Source organism: Arachidicoccus sp. (assembly GCF_050436765.1).
Taxonomy (GTDB): domain Bacteria; phylum Bacteroidota; class Bacteroidia; order Chitinophagales; family Chitinophagaceae; genus Arachidicoccus.
The window spans coordinates 1-18,279 of sequence record NZ_JBNQGD010000312.1 but is presented as its reverse complement, the minus strand read 5'-3'; the positions used below and the strand labels follow the sequence as shown (position 1 = coordinate 18,279).

The 18,279-nt window shown below is 36.9% G+C and carries 19 protein-coding genes; 11 read left to right on the top strand and 8 right to left on the bottom strand.

The features are described 5' to 3' along the window. Positions 1-116: 116 nt before the first annotated feature. The 6 genes from ACQR30_RS13680 to ACQR30_RS13655 all read left to right on the top strand — a co-directional run bounded on the left by ACQR30_RS13680 (position 117) and on the right by ACQR30_RS13655 (position 6,411). Positions 117-911: a glutaminyl-peptide cyclotransferase gene (locus ACQR30_RS13680; RefSeq protein WP_429736058.1), complete on the top strand. Its 795-nt coding sequence runs from the start codon at positions 117-119 to the stop codon at positions 909-911. Between the two features lie 70 nt (positions 912-981). Further along, entirely contained in the window at positions 982-2,400 is a 1,419-nt protein-coding gene (locus tag ACQR30_RS13675) for a CCA tRNA nucleotidyltransferase (RefSeq protein ID WP_429736056.1), read from the top strand. A 65-nt stretch (positions 2,401-2,465) separates the two neighbouring features. Then, on the top strand, positions 2,466-3,029 hold the full coding sequence (locus tag ACQR30_RS13670; RefSeq protein WP_429736054.1) for an IS1096 element passenger TnpR family protein: 564 nt from the start codon (positions 2,466-2,468) through the stop codon (positions 3,027-3,029). A gap of 147 nt (positions 3,030-3,176) precedes the next feature. Next, entirely contained in the window at positions 3,177-4,541 is a 1,365-nt protein-coding gene (locus tag ACQR30_RS13665; protein WP_429736052.1) for a hemolysin family protein, read from the top strand. Between the two features lie 67 nt (positions 4,542-4,608). Then, on the top strand, positions 4,609-5,349 hold the full coding sequence (locus tag ACQR30_RS13660; RefSeq protein ID WP_429736050.1) for a DUF4369 domain-containing protein: 741 nt from the start codon (positions 4,609-4,611) through the stop codon (positions 5,347-5,349). Positions 5,350-5,493: 144 nt separating this feature from the next. Beyond that, the gene (locus ACQR30_RS13655; protein WP_429736060.1) at positions 5,494-6,411 is read left to right on the top strand and encodes a peptide-N-glycosidase F-related protein; all 918 of its coding nucleotides are present in this window, start codon (positions 5,494-5,496) and stop codon (positions 6,409-6,411) included. A gap of 19 nt (positions 6,412-6,430) precedes the next feature. Here ACQR30_RS13655 and ACQR30_RS13650 read toward each other — a convergent pair whose 3' ends face one another. From ACQR30_RS13650 to ACQR30_RS13615, 8 genes are all read right to left on the bottom strand, one after another. Then, entirely contained in the window at positions 6,431-6,712 is a 282-nt protein-coding gene (locus ACQR30_RS13650; protein ID WP_429736048.1) for a DUF721 domain-containing protein, read from the bottom strand. A 27-nt stretch (positions 6,713-6,739) separates the two neighbouring features. Next, complete coding sequence (locus tag ACQR30_RS13645; RefSeq protein ID WP_429736046.1) at positions 6,740-7,327, bottom strand: riboflavin synthase; 588 nt, start codon at positions 7,325-7,327, stop codon at positions 6,740-6,742. An 85-nt stretch (positions 7,328-7,412) separates the two neighbouring features. Then, on the bottom strand, positions 7,413-9,059 hold the full coding sequence (carB, locus tag ACQR30_RS13640) for a carbamoyl-phosphate synthase large subunit (protein ID WP_429736044.1): 1,647 nt from the start codon (positions 9,057-9,059) through the stop codon (positions 7,413-7,415). 153 nt (positions 9,060-9,212) lie between these two features. After that, on the bottom strand, positions 9,213-9,902 hold the full coding sequence (locus ACQR30_RS13635) for an MlaE family ABC transporter permease (protein WP_429736042.1): 690 nt from the start codon (positions 9,900-9,902) through the stop codon (positions 9,213-9,215). A gap of 109 nt (positions 9,903-10,011) precedes the next feature. Then, positions 10,012-10,332 (bottom strand): 2Fe-2S iron-sulfur cluster-binding protein, encoded by a 321-nt coding sequence (locus tag ACQR30_RS13630; RefSeq protein WP_429736040.1) that lies wholly within the window; start codon positions 10,330-10,332, stop codon positions 10,012-10,014. Positions 10,333-10,790: 458 nt separating this feature from the next. Then, the gene (msrB, locus tag ACQR30_RS13625) at positions 10,791-11,303 is read right to left on the bottom strand and encodes a peptide-methionine (R)-S-oxide reductase MsrB (RefSeq protein ID WP_429736038.1); all 513 of its coding nucleotides are present in this window, start codon (positions 11,301-11,303) and stop codon (positions 10,791-10,793) included. A 7-nt stretch (positions 11,304-11,310) separates the two neighbouring features. After that, entirely contained in the window at positions 11,311-11,952 is a 642-nt protein-coding gene (msrA, locus tag ACQR30_RS13620) for a peptide-methionine (S)-S-oxide reductase MsrA (protein WP_429736036.1), read from the bottom strand. A 218-nt stretch (positions 11,953-12,170) separates the two neighbouring features. Then, entirely contained in the window at positions 12,171-13,178 is a 1,008-nt protein-coding gene (locus ACQR30_RS13615) for an NAD(P)/FAD-dependent oxidoreductase (RefSeq protein WP_429736034.1), read from the bottom strand. Between the two features lie 203 nt (positions 13,179-13,381). Between ACQR30_RS13615 and ACQR30_RS13610 the strand changes: the two genes are divergently transcribed. From ACQR30_RS13610 to plsY, 5 genes are all read left to right on the top strand, one after another. Next, positions 13,382-13,939, top strand: coding sequence for a nucleotide exchange factor GrpE (locus tag ACQR30_RS13610; RefSeq protein WP_429736032.1), 558 nt, complete (start codon positions 13,382-13,384; stop codon positions 13,937-13,939). Between the two features lie 9 nt (positions 13,940-13,948). Further along, the gene (dnaJ, locus tag ACQR30_RS13605) at positions 13,949-15,109 is read left to right on the top strand and encodes a molecular chaperone DnaJ (RefSeq protein WP_429736030.1); all 1,161 of its coding nucleotides are present in this window, start codon (positions 13,949-13,951) and stop codon (positions 15,107-15,109) included. 50 nt (positions 15,110-15,159) lie between these two features. Continuing rightward, positions 15,160-16,080 (top strand): SMP-30/gluconolactonase/LRE family protein, encoded by a 921-nt coding sequence (locus tag ACQR30_RS13600; RefSeq protein ID WP_429736028.1) that lies wholly within the window; start codon positions 15,160-15,162, stop codon positions 16,078-16,080. 514 nt (positions 16,081-16,594) lie between these two features. Beyond that, positions 16,595-17,413, top strand: coding sequence for a 50S ribosomal protein L11 methyltransferase (gene prmA, locus ACQR30_RS13595; RefSeq protein ID WP_429736026.1), 819 nt, complete (start codon positions 16,595-16,597; stop codon positions 17,411-17,413). A 79-nt stretch (positions 17,414-17,492) separates the two neighbouring features. Continuing rightward, the gene (plsY, locus tag ACQR30_RS13590) at positions 17,493-18,152 is read left to right on the top strand and encodes a glycerol-3-phosphate 1-O-acyltransferase PlsY (protein ID WP_429736024.1); all 660 of its coding nucleotides are present in this window, start codon (positions 17,493-17,495) and stop codon (positions 18,150-18,152) included. The last annotated feature ends 127 nt before the right edge of the window (positions 18,153-18,279 follow it).

The following is an 18,279-nucleotide window of genomic DNA, read 5'->3' as shown; positions in this document are numbered from 1 at the left end:
GAGTGAACTGCAGTAAGATTTGTAATTAATGCCCGAGAAGTTGCATGGAGTTCCTATTTTTGCGCTCATAAATCAAAATAATATTTTGTAAAAAATCGTCTAATAAAAATCAATTGATGAAAAAATATTTAATTGTATCCTTAGTGTTATTGGCGTTTGGATGTAAAAATAATAAAAGCAACAGTCAAAGTAATAGCGATGATACTAGCATAGATGCACCAGCAAACATTCCTTATAAAGTCGTAAATGTATATCCCCATGATCCCAATTCGTTTACAGAAGGCTTTTTTTTACATGATGGTCAGGTGTTCGAAAGCATTGGATTAAATGGACATAGTAAACTATTGGTGTACGATTTAAAAAGCGGTAAAGTAACCCAGTCTGTAACGCTTCCGTCGGAATATTTTGGAGAAGGCATTAGCATCGTCAATAATAAGTTGTACCAGCTTACTTATCAAAAACATAAGGTGTTTGTCTACGATTTACCTACTCTGAATAAAATAAAAGAAATGACTTGGCCATACGAAGGTTGGGGCATGACTACTGACGGAAAAGATTTGATTATCAGTACGGGCAGCAGTAATTTATATTATGTTAATCCGGAAGATTTCAGTATCGTAAAAACAGTTCCCGTTTCTAATAATTATGGTCCTTTGCCGATGATTAATGAGTTGGAATATGTGGATGGTATTATTTATTCGAATGTTTGGGAGACAAATAATATTGTCAAAATAAACCCAAAAACGGGGAATGTGGTAGGCACAATTGATTTGACAAATATTCGTCAGCAAAACAGTGTACCGGTTGTAGAAGCAAATGTATTAAACGGTATTGCTTATGATTCTACAAAAAACTCGTTTTTGGTAACGGGGAAAAATTGGCCAAAAACCTTTGAAATAAAATTGAATTAATGTTATTATGCTGAATGAATGGAGTAGAAATGCCCTACGCACCATTAAAGAGCTTTAAGCTTAAATTATAATGCAAATACCTTGCTCAGATAAAGAATTATTTATTTTTAAAAAGATAGCGGCAGTTGCTGCTCAAACAAATACGCCCGCTTACGTGATTGGCGGCTTTGTCCGTGACAAAATTATTGGTCGGGCCACTAAAGATGTGGATATTGTTTGTCTTGGGAATGGTATTGCTTTCGCCGAAAAAATTGCTGAGAAATTTCAACCTAAACCACATGTTACCATCTTTAAGACTTTTGGAACAGCACAAATAAAATTGCTGGATATTGAGATCGAAATAGTGGGAGCGAGAACGGAGAGTTACCGCGACGATAGTCGCAAGCCGGAAGTGTTACCTGGTACTTTGGAAGATGATCAGAACAGAAGAGATTTTACAATCAATGCGCTTTCGATTAGTTTGAATAAGGATGATTATGGTGAGTTGATTGATCCATTTAAAGGATTGAAAGATTTGCAATTCAAAATTATCCGCACGCCCTTGAGTCCCGAAGAAACCTTTAGTGATGACCCTTTGCGCATGTTACGGGCAATTAGGTTTGCAACGCAATTGAATTTTACTATTGAAGAGAATACATTACTGGCAGTTGGCCGGGAAAAAGAAAGAATAAAAATTATCTCTAAAGAACGTATTACAGATGAATTGAATAAGATAATGTTGGCTAAACGACCATCGATTGGCTGGGATTTGTTGTTCAAAACCGGATTGTTACAAATTATTTTTCCGCAAATGACTGCTTTGGCAGGTGCAGAAAATATTGAGGGAGTGGGGCATAAAGATAATTTTTATCACACCATTCAGGTAATTGATAACATTGCCGCCAAAACTGATAACCTTTGGTTACGATGGGCTGCTTTGTTGCATGATATTGGCAAGCCTGCCACAAAAAGATTTGAAAAAGGACAAGGATGGACTTTTCACGGACATGAAATTTTAGGCGCCAAAATGGTCCCACAAATCTTTGCGCAATTGAAATTGCCTTTGAATGATAAAATGAAATTTGTGCAAAAGCTTGTTTCCTTGCACATGCGCCCTGTGAGTCTTACCAAAGAAAATATTACTGATAGCGCCGTGCGTCGTTTGTTGTTTGATGCGGGTGAAACAGTAGATGATTTAATGACGCTTTGTGAGGCCGATATTACCAGCAAAAATCCTAATAAAGTTCGTCGCTATATTCAAAATTTTGAATTGGTGCGCAAGCGAATGACAGAGGTGGAAGAGGCCGACAAAATGCGTAATTGGCAGCCACCTATTTCTGGAGAGTTAATTATGCAAACTTTTAATCTTACTCCTTGTAAGAACGTGGGGATCATTAAAGATACGATTAGAGAGGCTATTCTAGATGGTGAAATTACCAACGATTTCGATGCGGCTTACCAATTAATGATTAATAAAGCTGCTGAATTGGGGTTGAAACCTGTCAAATAAGTTTGTGCACAATTTTTGCTGTTATTACCTGAATACAGATCATAATATAATTAATAAAGATTAAAATGGCCTTACTTAAATTTCGTGTTTATCTTGAAGATGACTTTGGTGTATACCGTGATATCGTGATAAAGCATACGCAGAATTTTGAGCAACTTCATTCAAGTATTTTGGATGCTTACGGATTTGATCATAAGCATCAGGCTACTTTTTATCGTAGTAATGATGCCTGGCTACATGGTCGTGAGATAAGTTTGGCAAAATACGATAAAGTTTATCGTACGGAGCCGTTATTGATGTCCGAGACCATTATCGGATCAGAAATACGCGACACAAATCAGCATTTTATTTATGAATATGATTTTGTAAAAAACTGGGTTTTCCAGTTGGAGTTAATTAATGTGAACAAAGACGAAAGCAGAGATAAAGAATTTCCATATGTGAGCAGAGTAGAAGGCATTGGCCCCCAGCAATATGGTGTAGGTAATGTATTGAACAATCAATTTTTGGACATTGAAGAAAAATACGATCTAAACAAAGATTCTGAAGGTTTTGGAGAAGAAGGAGATTCCCCGGATACAGAAAATGAGGAGGAGCAGGGTGAGGAGTCTGAAACCAATGATTTTTAACCAATTCCCTTTGGTGAGTAATGCTAGTAAACTGCCGAAAACTAATTTTTTTGGTTTTACAGTTTATTATATAAATAGACTGTATTTGGAAAAATTTTATCTTTAAGGACAAATAGCTTAATATTGTATTTATTCATTCAATAAAAAATGATTGCAGATATACCTCCGGCTGAGCATACAGCCGAAATATACAAAGTCTTTCTGACTATTTTTCTGGTGTTATTAAACGGATTTTTTGTAGCCGCGGAGTTTGCCATTGTAAAAGTTCGTTCTTCTCAAATTACCAGTACAAAAGGAGTTTCTCCCAAATTGATTAATGTTGCAAAAACAGTAACCAGCAACCTAGATAATTATTTAGCTGCTACCCAGTTAGGCATCACACTTGCATCTTTAGGCCTAGGTTGGGTGGGAGAATCGGTAATGACAGCGTATGTACAAAAACTCTTTTTGCTTTTCAATTTTCCCATAGCAGCTACTTCGGCCGATAAAATTGCCATAGTAATTGCATTTATTTTAATTACTATTCTTCATATAGTTTTTGGAGAATTGGCCCCCAAGTCTATAGCCATACGTAAGGCTGCCCCTACCACTTTGTTGGTCGCACTACCGTTGCGTGCATTTTATTTTGTTTTCCGGCCTTTCATTTTTCTCTTAAATACCTTGGCTAATTTTGTTTTGCGCATTCTTGGTGTAGACCCAATAAAAGATCAGGATATTCATACTGAAGAAGAGATAAAAATGATTATTTCCGAAAGTGAAGAAGGAGGGGAAATTGAAGATTCGGAACGGGAATTAATCAATAATGTATTTGACTTTGACTCGAGTCGTGTGCGTGATATCCTCACGCACCGAAAGGATATTGTGGCATTAGATATTGATGTAAGTTTTGATGAAATTGTGAAGACAGTGGTTGAGGAAGGTTATTCTCGTTATCCGGTTTATCGGGAAACGCTAAATGACTTGGTGGGCATTTTGACCATAAAAGATATTTTGCAATTTGTAAATGCCGGAAAGTCGGGAGAAATAAAAAAAATATTGAGACCTGTTTTTTATATTCCTGACAGTATGAAAATAAAAGACCTATTACGCTCTTTTCAAAAAGACCATTTGCAAATAGCAGTCGTTACTGATGAATACGGTGACATTGCGGGTATTGTAACGATGGAAGATATTTTAGAGGAATTAGTGGGCGACATTCAGGATGAACATGATGCAGAACAACCGATTGTAGAAGTGCAAATTGATGGGAGCTTCTTAGTACAATCCCACGAAACTATTGAAGATATCAATGAATTTTTGCCATTGAAATTGCCTGAAATTGATGATTATTCTACTCTTTCAGGATTAATTACCTATCAGCATGGCAGTGTGCCGGTAGAAGGTGAAGTATTACATTCTGATGGATACGAAATTACGATTTTGAAAATGTACAGAAGCTCCGTTGAGAAAGTAAGAATGCGTTTATTGCCGAAGGAAAATGAAGTGTCAAAAGAAAATAATAAAATCAATTAATGATTTGCCTTCATTTAAAAAATGATATGGAGCAAAATTATTGTCCAATATTCAAGTTAAAGATTTTATGAAATTTTTTTCAATATTGCTTTTAGTCATTTTCCCCATGATTGCTTTTCCGCAAAAAGAAAATGTTGTGCCGTTTAAGTTGATTGCAAGAGTCAATTTTCCTTCCTATGATGCAACGGGTCGATGCGTATATTTTCAATACCAATTAGAAGGAAAAACTATTATTGATAGCGTTATTATTAAAAACAATCTGTTTAGCTTTTCTGGTAAAGCAGACGTAACCGTAAAAGCTGCGTTGCAATTTACAAGACCGAATTCATCTCCAGAACCTGAATCGGATCCTAACCTTTTGTCCCTCTACTTAAGTAAAGGAATTATAAACATTCATGCTGAAGGGAATTTGGGTAGAGCTATTGTTACCGGTTCGCATATACAGAAAGAATATATAGCATTTAAAAAGAAATACATAAAGATTGATCGTTTTGTACGTGTAATGGGCTGGCACAAAAGAGGTTTAAATACAAAAGATTCTTTAAGCCTTCAATCAATAAATAGCAGAATTGATTCCGCTCAACAAGTTAAAAGAAATGATTTGGCCAATTTTTTAGATAAAAATATCAAGAAACCCTATGCTGTTGAAGCTATTTTAATGTATTTAAAAGCTGGAGCAACTGCAAAGGATGCTCCTAAAGCGGAGCATTATTTTAATGCGGTTTCGGAAGATGAAAAACTTTCAACTGACGGGCGGGCAGTTACTAAGATATTGAATGAATTTAAAGGGGAAGATTACTCACATTAACTAAATCGTTTTGATGAAAAAATATTTTTTCATAATTGTTCTTTTCGTTTTGGGTAGTGGACTTTGCTTCGCCCAGTCTAAGCATATAGTTACAATACCTATATTTAAAGATGTTTTTTTTTTGATGGTTATTCCAACAAACCGATAAATGAACCTACATCCAATGATGTTGTACAATTGGATAATACTTCTTATTTACGGAAACTTACGGAAGCAGAGAAACAACAGGTAGGTGATTCATTATCGGTAAAAGTGATAGTAAAGAACGGTTGTGACGATTATGATAGAATTGGGAGGGTGACACTTATTTACGCTCATAAAAATACAAACTATAACGATGCCTCGGCTCAAGGCATAGAGTTATTACGTATAATGACGCCTTTTAATTATCGAACTAGACAACCAGACAATATTCCATATGCTGCAGATATCAGTCAATTGGTGGGATTATTTAAAAATTCTTCGATAGATATTTGGCTTAAGGTAGATATTTTTGGTACGACTGGCGCCGGGCAAAAAGAAACAATTGGTTGCGGCGGATCTTTATTGACCTACATCGCGTCGGTCAGTTTTATTTCCAATGAGCAGAAAAACAATAGCCAGTTAAAAGTCTATCCATTATTAAATTATTACCCCCTTAATGGTGAAGACACGAGTGATGGATACAATGCTAAAGCGGCTTATTTTACACTGGCGAGATCTTCGAAATCAGCCAAACTTTATATTATTTCTTCCGGTCACGGTGCAGCCGAAGGAGGCGAAGAATATAATTGGCGAGAACATATTGTATTTCTGGATGGTAAGGCTGTAAAACGATTGGATGTAAAGCAAAATTGTGTTCCTTTTGAAGTATATAATACCCGATTCAATGGTATTTACAACAGAGGCGGTATTTCCAAAGAACGCAGAAGCTGGTGTCCTGGTGCACCCGTGCCGATACATATAGTTGATTTGGGTGCTTTAAACGAGGGTAAGCACACTATTAAAATTGAGATTCCCGATGCTAAGTTACTAAAAACTCAGAGCACTTATTATCTATCGGATTATGTTGTAGTTGAATAATATGAGTACCAAGTGATTTCTAAGTGCAAATGACTTCGGTAATAGTACCGGCCCCCATCTTTTCATTGATAAGGGAAATGATTTGAAGCTTTTGGTACATCAACTCATTTCTAAGTGCTCCGTTGTTGGTTTTAATAAAAAGTTTTTGATTGACAATTTGTAGTTTATCTGTGTATCTTGCAATGACTTCACCCATCATCTCTTTCCAGATTTCCTCCAACTGAGCAGTCCTTACACCATTTTTTAATCTGCTTTTTTGTAGAAAATTTTTCATTGCATCTCCTATAGAAAGTTCAGGCATAATGATTTTTTTAAACAAACGGATAAATTATTTCAAGGATTGCATGCGAGCAATATATTTCCCAATCACATCAAACTCGATATTTACAATACTTTCAACTGACACATTGTGAATGCTAGTATGTTCAAAGGTATAAGGAATAATAGCTACTGTAAAACTATTTTCTTTTATATTAAAACAAGTTAAACTTGTACCATTCACTGCAATAGAGCCCTTTTCAATTAGTAAATGTGCAAAAGAAAAAGGATAAGAAAATGTAAATTCCCAACTGCCTTTTGCATCTAGTTTAGATGTGCAGATTGCTGTTGCGTCTACGTGACCTTGCACAATATGACCATCTAGTCTGCCATTCATTATCATGCAGCGTTCAATATTTATTTTGTCTCCTATCCTCCAATCATTTAAATTGGTCTTCTTCAGTGTTTCTTCAATTGCGGTTACTTTATACGTATCGTTTTGGATGTTTTCCACTGTTAAACAAACACCTTGGTGGCAGATACTTTGGTCGACTTTAAATTCGGAAGCCAAAGTGCATTTTATCCAAAAGGATTTATTGCTACCATTGACGAGAATATCTGTCACAACACCTACTGTTTCAATAATGCCTGTAAACATTTTATTGAATAAATAAATGAAGAATGATGAATATGGGATGAAAGCTCACTCAATATTCATCATTCAAAAAATTAGTTAATTGAGTTTATCCCTCAAAGCTACTATAAAAATATGGGGTCTTTGCTTCAAATTCTGCGCTGCAAGTATCTACCATCTTATAAACACGTGTAATGCCGGCAGCTTTACGTTTTTCATAAATTTGTTCATCTTCACAATCGCCGTGAACAATTTTCGCTATTTGCGCATCACTAAAACCGTTCTTTTTAGCAGTCTTTAGTAAATCCAAAGGAAGAGTGTCTAAAGAATGTTTTGCAATTTCCTTCTCAATATCGCAAAGTTGCTGTATCTGGTAGATGAACCAAGGGTCTATGTGTGTAGCTTGTACAATCGTTTTAGAAGTTACACCTAACATCAAAGCATCTTTGATACGGAAAATTCTATCCCATTTTGGGATTTTTATATACTCGACCAAGTCGGCCGCTTTCATTTGATTTTTACCATAATAGCCTAATCCTAATGCATCGTTTTCCAAGCTTTGACAGGCTTTTTGAATAGCTTCCGTAAAGCTACGACCGATGGCCATTACTTCACCCACGCTTTTCATTTGTAACCCCAATGTATCGTCAGCTCCCTTAAACTTATCGAAATTCCAACGAGGTATTTTTACAATTACATAATCTAAAGCCGGTTCAAAATAAGCCGAGGTCGTTTTTGTAATTTGATTTTTGAGCTCATCTAAGTTATATCCAATCGCCAATTTAGCAGCAATTTTTGCGATAGGGTAGCCTGTTGCTTTTGATGCTAACGCTGATGAACGACTCACACGAGGGTTGATTTCAATAGCGATTAGTTCTTCCGTTTCTGGATTAAGTGAAAATTGAATATTACAACCTCCGGCAAAATTGCCCAAATCTCGCATAATTCTTATAGCTGTATTGCGCATTTCTTGAAAGGCGGTATCGCTCAATGTCATTGCAGGTGCTACCGTAATACTATCACCAGTATGGATACCCATTGGGTCAAAATTCTCGACAGTACAAATAATAGCAACATTATCTGCTGCATCGCGTAATAATTCTAATTCAAATTCTTTCCATCCTAATACGGCTTTTTCTACCAATACTTCGTGTATTGGCGATGCTTGTAAGCCGCGATTCAATGCTTCATCCAGATCATCTTTGGTATGTACAAAGCCACCGCCTGTACCGCCTAAAGTATAGGAGGGGCGGATAACCAATGGGAATCCGATTTCTTGGGCAAATTCCTTCCCTTCTAAAAAACTATTCGCAGTTTTGGCGGGCGCTACTTGTATACCCATTCTAATCATCCATTGACGAAATAGTTCACGATCTTCTGCTTTGTCTATTGCTTTGATGTCCACACCAATCAAACGAATATTGTATTTTTCCCAAATACCTAATTCGTCCGCTTCCTTGCAGAGGTTCAAGGCTGTTTGACCACCCATTGTTGGCAATACAGCATCAATTTCATTTTCTTGTAAAATCTTTTCAATACTTTCTATTTCCAAGGGTAGGAGATAAACTTTGTCTGCCATCATTGGATCGGTCATAATCGTGGCCGGGTTACTATTAATAAGGGTAACTTTAACACCTTCTTCTGTAAGGCTTCTAGCTGCTTGAGAACCAGAATAATCAAATTCGCAGGCCTGCCCAATTATAATAGGTCCTGAACCGATAATTAAAACCGATTTTATAGAAATGTCTTTTGGCATAATGGTAAAAATATAAATTGCGCAAATTTACATTATTGCAAGCAATTTTAAAAGATAATTCAGAGTTGTTTTACATTTTGTGGATAATGTGACCTTAATTAAAGAATACTTTATAGAATGGAGCGTAATATCCGTCTAGCTGAAGGTGTTTTACTACAACATATAGCTTGTAATAATATAATCTAAAGCAAGAATCAGCACACAGTTCAGTGTCACCGATCGTGTGGAGGTCCTGCTGAGTTCGACACTACTGCCATTAAAATAATAGCCTAAGTAACAAGCAACACTTGAAATGACAAAAGAGAAAGTAATCGTTTTTACAGCGGCAACCAGGACTTCATATGGTTTGAAATTGGTAATTAGACCAGTCAGATAATAATCAATGGGGACACGACTGGAAAATACCGCTACTACGTATCCGCCAAACATACTGAGTGTAAGAGCAAAAATTATAAGACATGGGATGGTAAGCATTGCTGCAGCAATACGGGGCAAAACAATATAATTAAGTGATTGCACACCCATCATTTCCATCGCATCAATCTGCTCATAAAGGCGCATATAGCCAATTTCTGAAGTGATTTTAAAGCCGACAATACCCGCTAAAATTGCTGAAATGCCTGTGGGGGCAATCTCTAGCAGCATACTGTCTCGTACAACAGTTGCTATAACTGACTTTGGTACAATAGGATTGTTCAGCATGTAAGCTGCCTGTAAAGTCATTACCATTCCTAGAAACAAAGAAATAATGGCGACTACCGGTAGTGCTTGCATACCGACAAAATTGCATTGCTCAAAAAACTGTTTCCGATACATCCGCCAGTTGTCTGGCTTAGAAAACATATTTTTTAACATCAAAACATATCGGCCAAAATGAGTAAATATGGAATTGAGCTTTTTCAGTGTTGTTAAATAAAAAAAACTCCCGCAGGAATTTTTGTTTATAAAAAAATTATTCTTCTTCTCCGCAAATTTTAAATCTGGCATTTTCTAAGGTCGCATCTACTCGTAGTTGACAGGCCAACCGGCTACTTTCATCTGCATCTGGTAAGGTATCCAGCATATCCATTTCTGCGTCATTTTTTCTGGGTAGATTTTCCAAACCTGCAGAGAACTTTACATGGCATGTAGCGCATAAAGCCATACCGCCGCAAGTAGCCATAATATTATATTCAAAAGCCTTTAGCGTTTCCATCAGACTTAGGTTCATGTCGTCCGGAGCTTCTAATTCTTTACGGGAGCCGTCTCTATCTTCAACTGTAAATTTTACCATAATGCCCGCAAAGATAATTTGATAATTTGATAATTCGCCTATTTGATAATTTGATAATCCATTTACTGGGAGAAACTATAATCGTCAATCGCAAAAATGCCTTTGGCCATGGACTGCTTCTTTTGAATCGTTCTTAAATTTCTGGTGCTTGTAAACTTTTAAGCTGAGCTATAGGAGGTGCGGGATAAATCCTTCCAAAATATTAATTTTGAAATGCTTTCTACTTGCGCGTGTTCACATAATGTTGCGTAACGCTCCAACAAAAAATAAATCTTTAGTCTTTGAGATATAAGCGGTTAATTCTTATACCGACTATGCATATAGGCAGTATAAGAATTAAAAATTTTCTAAGGGATCGGTATATACACTTGTTAAGCGTGCGCAAGACTTCAAGCTTACCGGTAAGCGTAGGCAAATCGCGCTGCGTCGCGAAGCGCAAAATCTTTTATTCATTGCCTTCACTTATCCGGTACAAAATCCAGTACGATGGAGTTCATGCAAAATCGTTTATAAGTAGGTGCTGGACCGTCATTAAAAACATGTCCGAGGTGTGAACCACAACGGGCACAAAGCACTTCTGTACGATCCATTCCGAGAGATTTATCTTCACGATAAATTACGCTGTTTTTTCTGGAAGGCTCGAAAAAACTGGGCCATCCACATGTGCTCGAGAATTTTTCATCGGATCTAAATAGTTTGTTGCCACACACTGCGCAATAATAGGTGCCCTTTGCATCTGCGTTCCAATATTTTCCGGTAAATGGTCTTTCTGTGGCAGCTTCCCGCGCTGTAGCATATACAGCAGGCGGTAAGATTTTTTTCCATTCTGCATCGGATACATGCAACTTATTTGTATCGGTACGAGAATAATATGGGTTTTTCTGACGGACAGTTTCTGATTTCTTATTCTGCGCAGTGCAACTTGCAAATGCAAAGAAGAAAAGGGTCGATAAAATAATGAGCGGTTTCATATATATATTATTTGTATTGTTTTTTTAATTTACTCGCAAATGCTTTTCTAAATTTATCCAATTCCGGCTGAATGACATATTTACAATAGGGTTCGTTGCCATTTCTGCTGAAATAATCTTGATGGTATCCTTCCGCTTTATAAAAAATTGTAAATGGTACAACTTGAGTTACAATTGGCTTTGGATATGCTTTTTCCTGATTTAATCTTTTGATATAATATTCTGCTTCATTCTTTTGTTGAGCGTTGCGATAAAAAATAGCCGAACGGTATTGCGTACCTACGTCATTTCCTTGTCTATTTAATTGCGTAGGATCATGTGTGGTAAAAAATACTTGAAGTAATTCAGCAAAGCTAATTTTTTTTGGATCATACACGATATTGCAGGCTTCTGCATGACCGGTTGTCCCTGTACATACTTGTTCATAAGTGGGATTTGCGGTATGCCCACCCGAAAAGCCGGAAGTAACTTTTATTACACCCTCTAATTCTTTGAACTTTGCTTCTGTGCACCAAAAGCACCCTAAAGCAAATGTGGCAGTATCTATATAGGTGTGGGTCTGAGAGCGTGAATTTTGCCTAATTGGATTACCAAAAATGGTTGTTGAAATTGCCATTGTTAAAACAATGCATAAAAAAATTCTTTTCATAAAATACATTTTTAAAAAGTAATTATTTAATTCTTACACAATATAAGTCGTGGAAAAGCGTAATCCTTACAATTATTTTGTCGTTAACAGAAATTTAGTCGATTAATAACAATTTCTTTCCGGAAGTATCTACGCAAATAGGGGATGAGTGGTTTTGAGTAAAGAAAAAAGCCTTTCAAAGTTAATTTGAAAGGCTTTTAATCGGGTTTAAATGCTGCTTAAAATTCATGTACACCATTTACCGTAGTATATTTAAAGCTCAAATGCTTGTCGGGGAATACATGTTTAAATGCGCTTTGCATCATAATGGCACCCTCATGAAAACCGCATAGAATTAACTTTAATTTACCCGGGTAAGTGTTGATGTCACCGATGGCATATATTCCTTCCACATTTGTCGAGTAGTCTGTCGTGTCCACTACTATTTGGGACTTTTCTATTCCGAGTCCCCAGTTAGCAATAGGTCCGAGCTTAGGACTTAGCCCAAATAGGGGTATCAGATAATCCGCTTGAATAGATTGCATTTGTTTAAGCTCGTCTTCGTAAAATACTTCCTTAAGTGTTCCATTGCCGTCAATTTTAGTAAGGTTAGCTTTAAGAATTAGATCTATTTTGCCTTCTTTTGCAAGATTAAATACTTTTTCCGCGGAATCAGGAGCTCCTCTAAACGTTTCGCCGCGATGAACCAATGTAACTTTTTTGGAGATATTAGAAAGGAAGATAGCCCAATCAAGAGCGGAATCGCCCCCGCCGGCCAAAACGATTTCTTTATCACGGAATGTCTCCGGATTTTTTACCATATAAGCTACACCTTTGCCATGTTCAAATTCTTCCAAGCGCTCTATGGCAGGTTTTCTTGGCTCGAAACAGCCCAGCCCGCCAGCAATAACAATTACTTTGCAGTGTACTTGCGTGTCTTCATTTGTTCCTATGACAAAAGATTTGTCGTCTTGTCTTGCAATGGTTTCCACTCTTTCTCCCAGCGTATAGGTAGGATGGAATGGTTCAATCTGCTGCATTAAATTATCTACTAACTCTTGTGCATTAATGGAAGGATAACCCGGAATATCGTAAATAGGTTTATGTGGATAAATTTCAGAAAGTTGACCTCCAACTTGAGGTAGTGCGTCGATTAAATGGCAACGCATTTTTAATAGGCCGGCTTCAAAAACTGCAAACAAACCTACAGGTCCCGTCCCGATGATACATATATCAGTCTCAATCATTTGTTATTAAATTAAAATTTTGGCAAAATTAATCAATCAAAAGCTGTTTCCATAAGTTTTAGCGAAACATTTTCATTATTGACAGTTGAATGACAAATAATTTGGTGAAAATTGTCACACAATCTCATCTATTTATGTCAATTTTGCTGTTTTATTAATTCGGCAGAAAATTTGGATTGGTTAACTAATTAATATTTGATATCATGAGTAAACAGGAAAATCAAGGTAAAGAACGAGAATCTTTAGAGGAAACAAATGAAAATCAATCAGCCGAGACAAATGAAAATGAATTGGTTGAAGAAGTACAGGTTTCTGAAACAGAAAAGCTGCAGCAACAGTTAGACGAGCAGAAAGATAAATTTGTCCGTCTTTTAGCAGAATTTGAAAATTATAAGAGAAGGACCGCTAAGGAACGTATGGAGTTAATTCAAACTGCTGGAAAAGATATCATCGTTTCCTTATTAGATGTATTGGACGATTGTGATCGTGCGGAAAAACAAATGCAAACTGATACTGATATTAAGCATGTGAAAGAAGGAGCTGCTTTAGTTTTTAATAAATTTCGCAATGTCATGCAAGCTAAAGGGGTAAAAGTATTAGAAAATGCAAACAATGATTTCGACGTGGAACAACATGAAGCTATTGCTGAAATCCCTGCACCGACACCCGAACTAAGTGGAAAAATAATTGACGAAGTGCAGAAAGGCTATTTATTAAATGACAAACTTATTCGCTTTGCGAAGGTGGTAGTAGGAAAATAATTTATTAAGATGAAAAGAGATTATTACGAAATATTAAGTGTTACCAAAACGGCTAGCGGAGACGAAATAAAAAAGGCTTATCGCAAAGTCGCCATGCAGTTTCACCCCGATAGAAACCCGGGAGATGCGGAAGCTGAGGAGAAATTTAAAGAAGCAGCCGAAGCTTATGAAATTTTAAGTGATGTAGATAAACGCGCCAAGTACGATAGATATGGACATCAGGCTTTTGGCCCTGGTATGAGTGGAGGTAACCCTTTCGGGGGTGGTGGAATGGATATGAATGATATTTTTAGCCAATTTGGAGATATATTTGGTGGTGGCGGTTTTTCTGACTTTTTTGGTGGTGGCGGCCATGGCGGGCAGCGTTCACAAGGCTCTCGCGGCAGCAATCTTCGTGTGAAGATTAGGCTTAATTATGAAGAGATGGCCAATGGTGTGACCAAGAATATTAAAATTAAGAAATACGTTGTTTGTAATTCTTGTAAAGGCAATGGGGCGAAAGATGCAAGCAGCGTGCATGTTTGTAAGACTTGTGGTGGAAGTGGACAAGTGCGAAAAGTACAATCTACCTTTTTAGGTCAGATGCAAACTGTCGTTGTATGTCCTACCTGTCAGGGAGAGGGTTCAACTATTTCTGCAAAATGTACTACTTGTAAAGGTGATGGCCGTTCTTATGATGAAGAAACGGTGAGTATCAATATCCCAGGTGGTGTGTATGATGGTATGCAGTTGAGTATGAGTGGTAAAGGAAATGCAGGTATGCGGGGCGGGGCGCCCGGTGATTTAATTATTGCTATCGAAGAAGAAGCACACAAAGAGCTACATCGTGATGGATTAAATGTCGGATATGATTTATTTATTTCATTCACCGATGCGGTCTTTGGCGCACAAGTGGAAGTTCCTACCATTGATGGTCGGGCCAAAATAAAAATTCCGCCGGGAACACAAAGTGGAAAGATTTTCCGATTGAAAGGAAAAGGATTCCCGGAAATAAATGGGTATGGAAGAAAAGGCGATCAGTTGATTAATGTAAATGTTTGGACACCTCAGAATCTTTCTACCGAGGAAAAAGCAGTCCTGGAAGCAATGAGGGAAAGTGAGAATTTTCAACCGCACCCGTCAAAAAGTGAAAAAGGCTTCTTTGATAAATTAAAAGAAGTATTTTCTTAAAGTGGTTTCTAAAGTGTCTGTTACTTTTTGTCAAATAAAGATTTGTAGAAATGAATTATAATCGTTTTTCTATTCCTTTCCTATTGCTTTTTTTGCTTTGTGGAGGTTTCTTATTTGGACAGAATGATAATGGTAGTTTTGAAAAATTACCCTTGGCAGCAAAGGGCGCAACATTGAATTTAATTTCAGATCAATTCTCATTTTCGGAAGGCCCGGCTGTAGATAAACAAGGCGATATATTTTTTACGGATCAGCCCAATGATAGGATTTGGGAATATTCTACAGCAGGACGGCTTTCCGTTTTCATGGATAAGACGGGTCACTCCAATGGCTTATATTTTAATCCTCAAGGAGATTTAATTGCTTGTGCAGATGAAAAAGATGAATTATGGTCGATTAGTCGTGAAAAAAATATTAAGGTATTAATGACCGGGTTTCAAGGAAGAAGATTGAATGGGCCTAATGATTTGTGGATAAATGAAAATGGTGGAATTTATTTCACCGACCCTTATTATCAAAGGTCCTACTGGGTACGTAAAAAGCCAGATATTAAGGCGCAGCGGGTTTATTTTCTTCCAAAAGGAAAACATGATCCTATTGTTGTAGAAGATGCTCTTTTAAAACCCAATGGTATCGTTGGAACACCGAATGGGAAATATTTATATGTCGCAGATATTGAAGCCGGCAAAACTTTTAGATACAAAATTCACAAAGACGGTACACTATATGATCGTCAATTATTTGTCACACAAGGCTCAGATGGAATGACCCTTGATAACCAGGGGAATGTTTATCTATGTGGTAATGGCGTAACTATTTATAATAAAAAAGGTAAGCTAGTTGGCCATATCTCTATCCCTCAAAATTGGACCGGCAATATATGTTTTGGTGGTAAAAAGCGTAACTTATTATTTATAACTGCGAGCAAGGCTGTATATACTTTGAAAATGAATGTAAAAGGAGTGGAATAATTTTTGCCTTGTAATTTACCTCCAAAGCTTATAAAGTGTGGCGTAAAACCAATTCATCAACAGATGTGAGTTGGATGTAAGCGGCAAACATTGACCTGGTGAAAAGATGTACCGACGGTAGTATCACGGTTATGCGCAAGGATAGAGCAGACGAAAAACCGTCAGAGCAAAATATATTTTATACGCATACTTTTTAGAAAGTAAAGCAAATATACAGATTGCAACAACCATATTTAACGTGTAGATTCTTGTTTTGACTTAGAATGATTTTAGAAATGGGCAAACCAGCAATATAATGAATAAGGAAATGACGTGGTCAATATTAGCTCGATGCCTCAATTTCAAAATTGGGATAGCCTGGCTTGGCCATAGATGGGATAGAGATGTACGCCTGACGCCCAGCCTATTGATTTTGCCATGGGCGGTAGTTCACTAAATCAAAATTGGTAAAGGAATGATGAATTGTGCAAGAGTAGTAATATTTTTGCAGTGAATTATAAATCGACAGTATTCTATGAAAACCTATACAGAAATTATTATTGAGCATATTAATAGAGAAAAGTCAGAGCTATTAATTGCGCTGTTGGATGAGTTAGGTTTTAATGGATTTGAAGAGACAGATAATTCATTGAAGGCTTTCATCAACACGGAACTCTATGATGAAAATGAATTGAGAAAGTTAGCGGCTGAGGCTCAGTTCGACTTTCGGTTAGAAAACATTGAGGAACAAAATTGGAATGCCTTGTGGGAGTCAAATTTCGCCCCGGTTGTGGTAGATGATTTTGTTGCGGTCCGAGCAATATTTCATAAGCAAAAATTTGATGTTGAACACGAGATATTGATTACACCAAAGATGAGTTTTGGAACGGGACATCATGCCACGACTTTTATGATGATTCAGCAGATGCGACACCTGAATTTTGGGCTGAAAAACGTATTGGACTTTGGCACAGGCACTGGTGTCTTGGCTATTTTAGCCGAGATGTTAGGTGCTTCAGAAATAATAGCTTTAGATAATGATGATTGGTCGATTGAAAATGCACTAGAAAATGTAGAAGCGAATCATTGTCGAAAAATTAAAATAGAGAAGGCACATACTGCCTTGACGGAAGATAAGTATGCGATTATCCTAGCAAATATCAATAAAAATGTCATCATCGCTAATGCCGAAACATTAGTCAATCAGCTTTGCAAGAATGGGATATTGTTATTGAGCGGATTATTATTAGAAGATGAAAATGACATCATTCAAACATTTTCGATGTCGGGGCTCAGGCATAAAAATACTGAAAAGCGCGCTCAATGGATTTCGATGATCTGGGAATTAGAATAACAAGTGTTAGATATTAGATTGTTTATTTGACTTAAAGAAACTATATTTGCTACTCGTATATTTTGAAGAAAGAGAATTAATGCAAGAGTTACTATTATTGATTATCGCATATATGTTAGGTTCTATTCCTACTTCTGTTTGGGTCAGTAAGTATTTTTTTGGAATAGATATCCGTGATTATGGAAGTGGCAACGCTGGAGCTACCAATACTTTCAGGGTGTTGGGTTCTAAGTGGGGTACACTTGTAATGATTGTGGATATGTCTAAAGGTGCAGCTGCTGCATTATTGGTTTTTTTGATACATAAATATGCGGTGACGGATAGTCTACAACGTACCAATCTGATGATTGGCCTAGGACTTGCTGCCGTGATTGGACATATTTTCCCTTTGTGGGCCAATTTTAAAGGAGGTAAGGGGGTCGCTACTTTATTCGGAATGATTTTGGCTATTCAACCTTCGGTTGCGGGCTGCTGCGTTGGTGTATTTTTATTGGTTTTATATCTTACTCGTTTTGTATCTCTTAGTTCTATATTCTCCGGTGTTGCCTTCGCTGTGATGATTCTCTTTATATTTAACGATGATTCTACCTTTTACCGCGTATTCTCAATTGCTGTTGCATTAATGCTTGTGCTTACACACCAAAAGAATATTAACCGTATTTTAAAAGGAACTGAGAATAAAGTTCCTATTTTGAAGTTTAGAGATAGACGCAAACATAGAAGGCGTCGTAATGACTAAATCAAAGCACCTAAAGTTCCTCCTATTGTTCTAAAAGATGATATTTAGACGCTATTTTTTACCAGTAAAAACGGATCATGTCAAAATGTTGTGGAGAAGGGGGTAAAAAAATGGCTGCCGACATTCT

Bases quoted from the DNA above. Each gene is read 5' to 3' on its own strand.
- ACQR30_RS13680 (WP_429736058.1), top strand. From the start codon at position 117: ATGAAAAAATATTTAATTGTATCCTTAGTGTTATTGGCGTTTGGATGT.
- ACQR30_RS13675 (WP_429736056.1), top strand. From the start codon at position 982: ATGCAAATACCTTGCTCAGATAAAGAATTATTTATTTTTAAAAAGATA.
- ACQR30_RS13670 (WP_429736054.1), top strand. From the start codon at position 2,466: ATGGCCTTACTTAAATTTCGTGTTTATCTTGAAGATGACTTTGGTGTA.
- ACQR30_RS13665 (WP_429736052.1), top strand. From the start codon at position 3,177: ATGATTGCAGATATACCTCCGGCTGAGCATACAGCCGAAATATACAAA.
- ACQR30_RS13660 (WP_429736050.1), top strand. From the start codon at position 4,609: ATGAAATTTTTTTCAATATTGCTTTTAGTCATTTTCCCCATGATTGCT.
- ACQR30_RS13650 (WP_429736048.1), bottom strand. From the start codon at position 6,712: ATGCCTGAACTTTCTATAGGAGATGCAATGAAAAATTTTCTACAAAAA.
- ACQR30_RS13645 (WP_429736046.1), bottom strand. From the start codon at position 7,327: ATGTTTACAGGCATTATTGAAACAGTAGGTGTTGTGACAGATATTCTC.
- carB (WP_429736044.1), bottom strand. From the start codon at position 9,059: ATGCCAAAAGACATTTCTATAAAATCGGTTTTAATTATCGGTTCAGGA.
- ACQR30_RS13635 (WP_429736042.1), bottom strand. From the start codon at position 9,902: ATGTTTTCTAAGCCAGACAACTGGCGGATGTATCGGAAACAGTTTTTT.
- ACQR30_RS13630 (WP_429736040.1), bottom strand. From the start codon at position 10,332: ATGGTAAAATTTACAGTTGAAGATAGAGACGGCTCCCGTAAAGAATTA.
- msrB (WP_429736038.1), bottom strand. From the start codon at position 11,303: ATGAAACCGCTCATTATTTTATCGACCCTTTTCTTCTTTGCATTTGCA.
- msrA (WP_429736036.1), bottom strand. From the start codon at position 11,952: ATGAAAAGAATTTTTTTATGCATTGTTTTAACAATGGCAATTTCAACA.
- ACQR30_RS13615 (WP_429736034.1), bottom strand. From the start codon at position 13,178: ATGATTGAGACTGATATATGTATCATCGGGACGGGACCTGTAGGTTTG.
- ACQR30_RS13610 (WP_429736032.1), top strand. From the start codon at position 13,382: ATGAGTAAACAGGAAAATCAAGGTAAAGAACGAGAATCTTTAGAGGAA.
- dnaJ (WP_429736030.1), top strand. From the start codon at position 13,949: ATGAAAAGAGATTATTACGAAATATTAAGTGTTACCAAAACGGCTAGC.
- ACQR30_RS13600 (WP_429736028.1), top strand. From the start codon at position 15,160: ATGAATTATAATCGTTTTTCTATTCCTTTCCTATTGCTTTTTTTGCTT.
- prmA (WP_429736026.1), top strand. From the start codon at position 16,595: ATGAAAACCTATACAGAAATTATTATTGAGCATATTAATAGAGAAAAG.
- plsY (WP_429736024.1), top strand. From the start codon at position 17,493: ATGCAAGAGTTACTATTATTGATTATCGCATATATGTTAGGTTCTATT.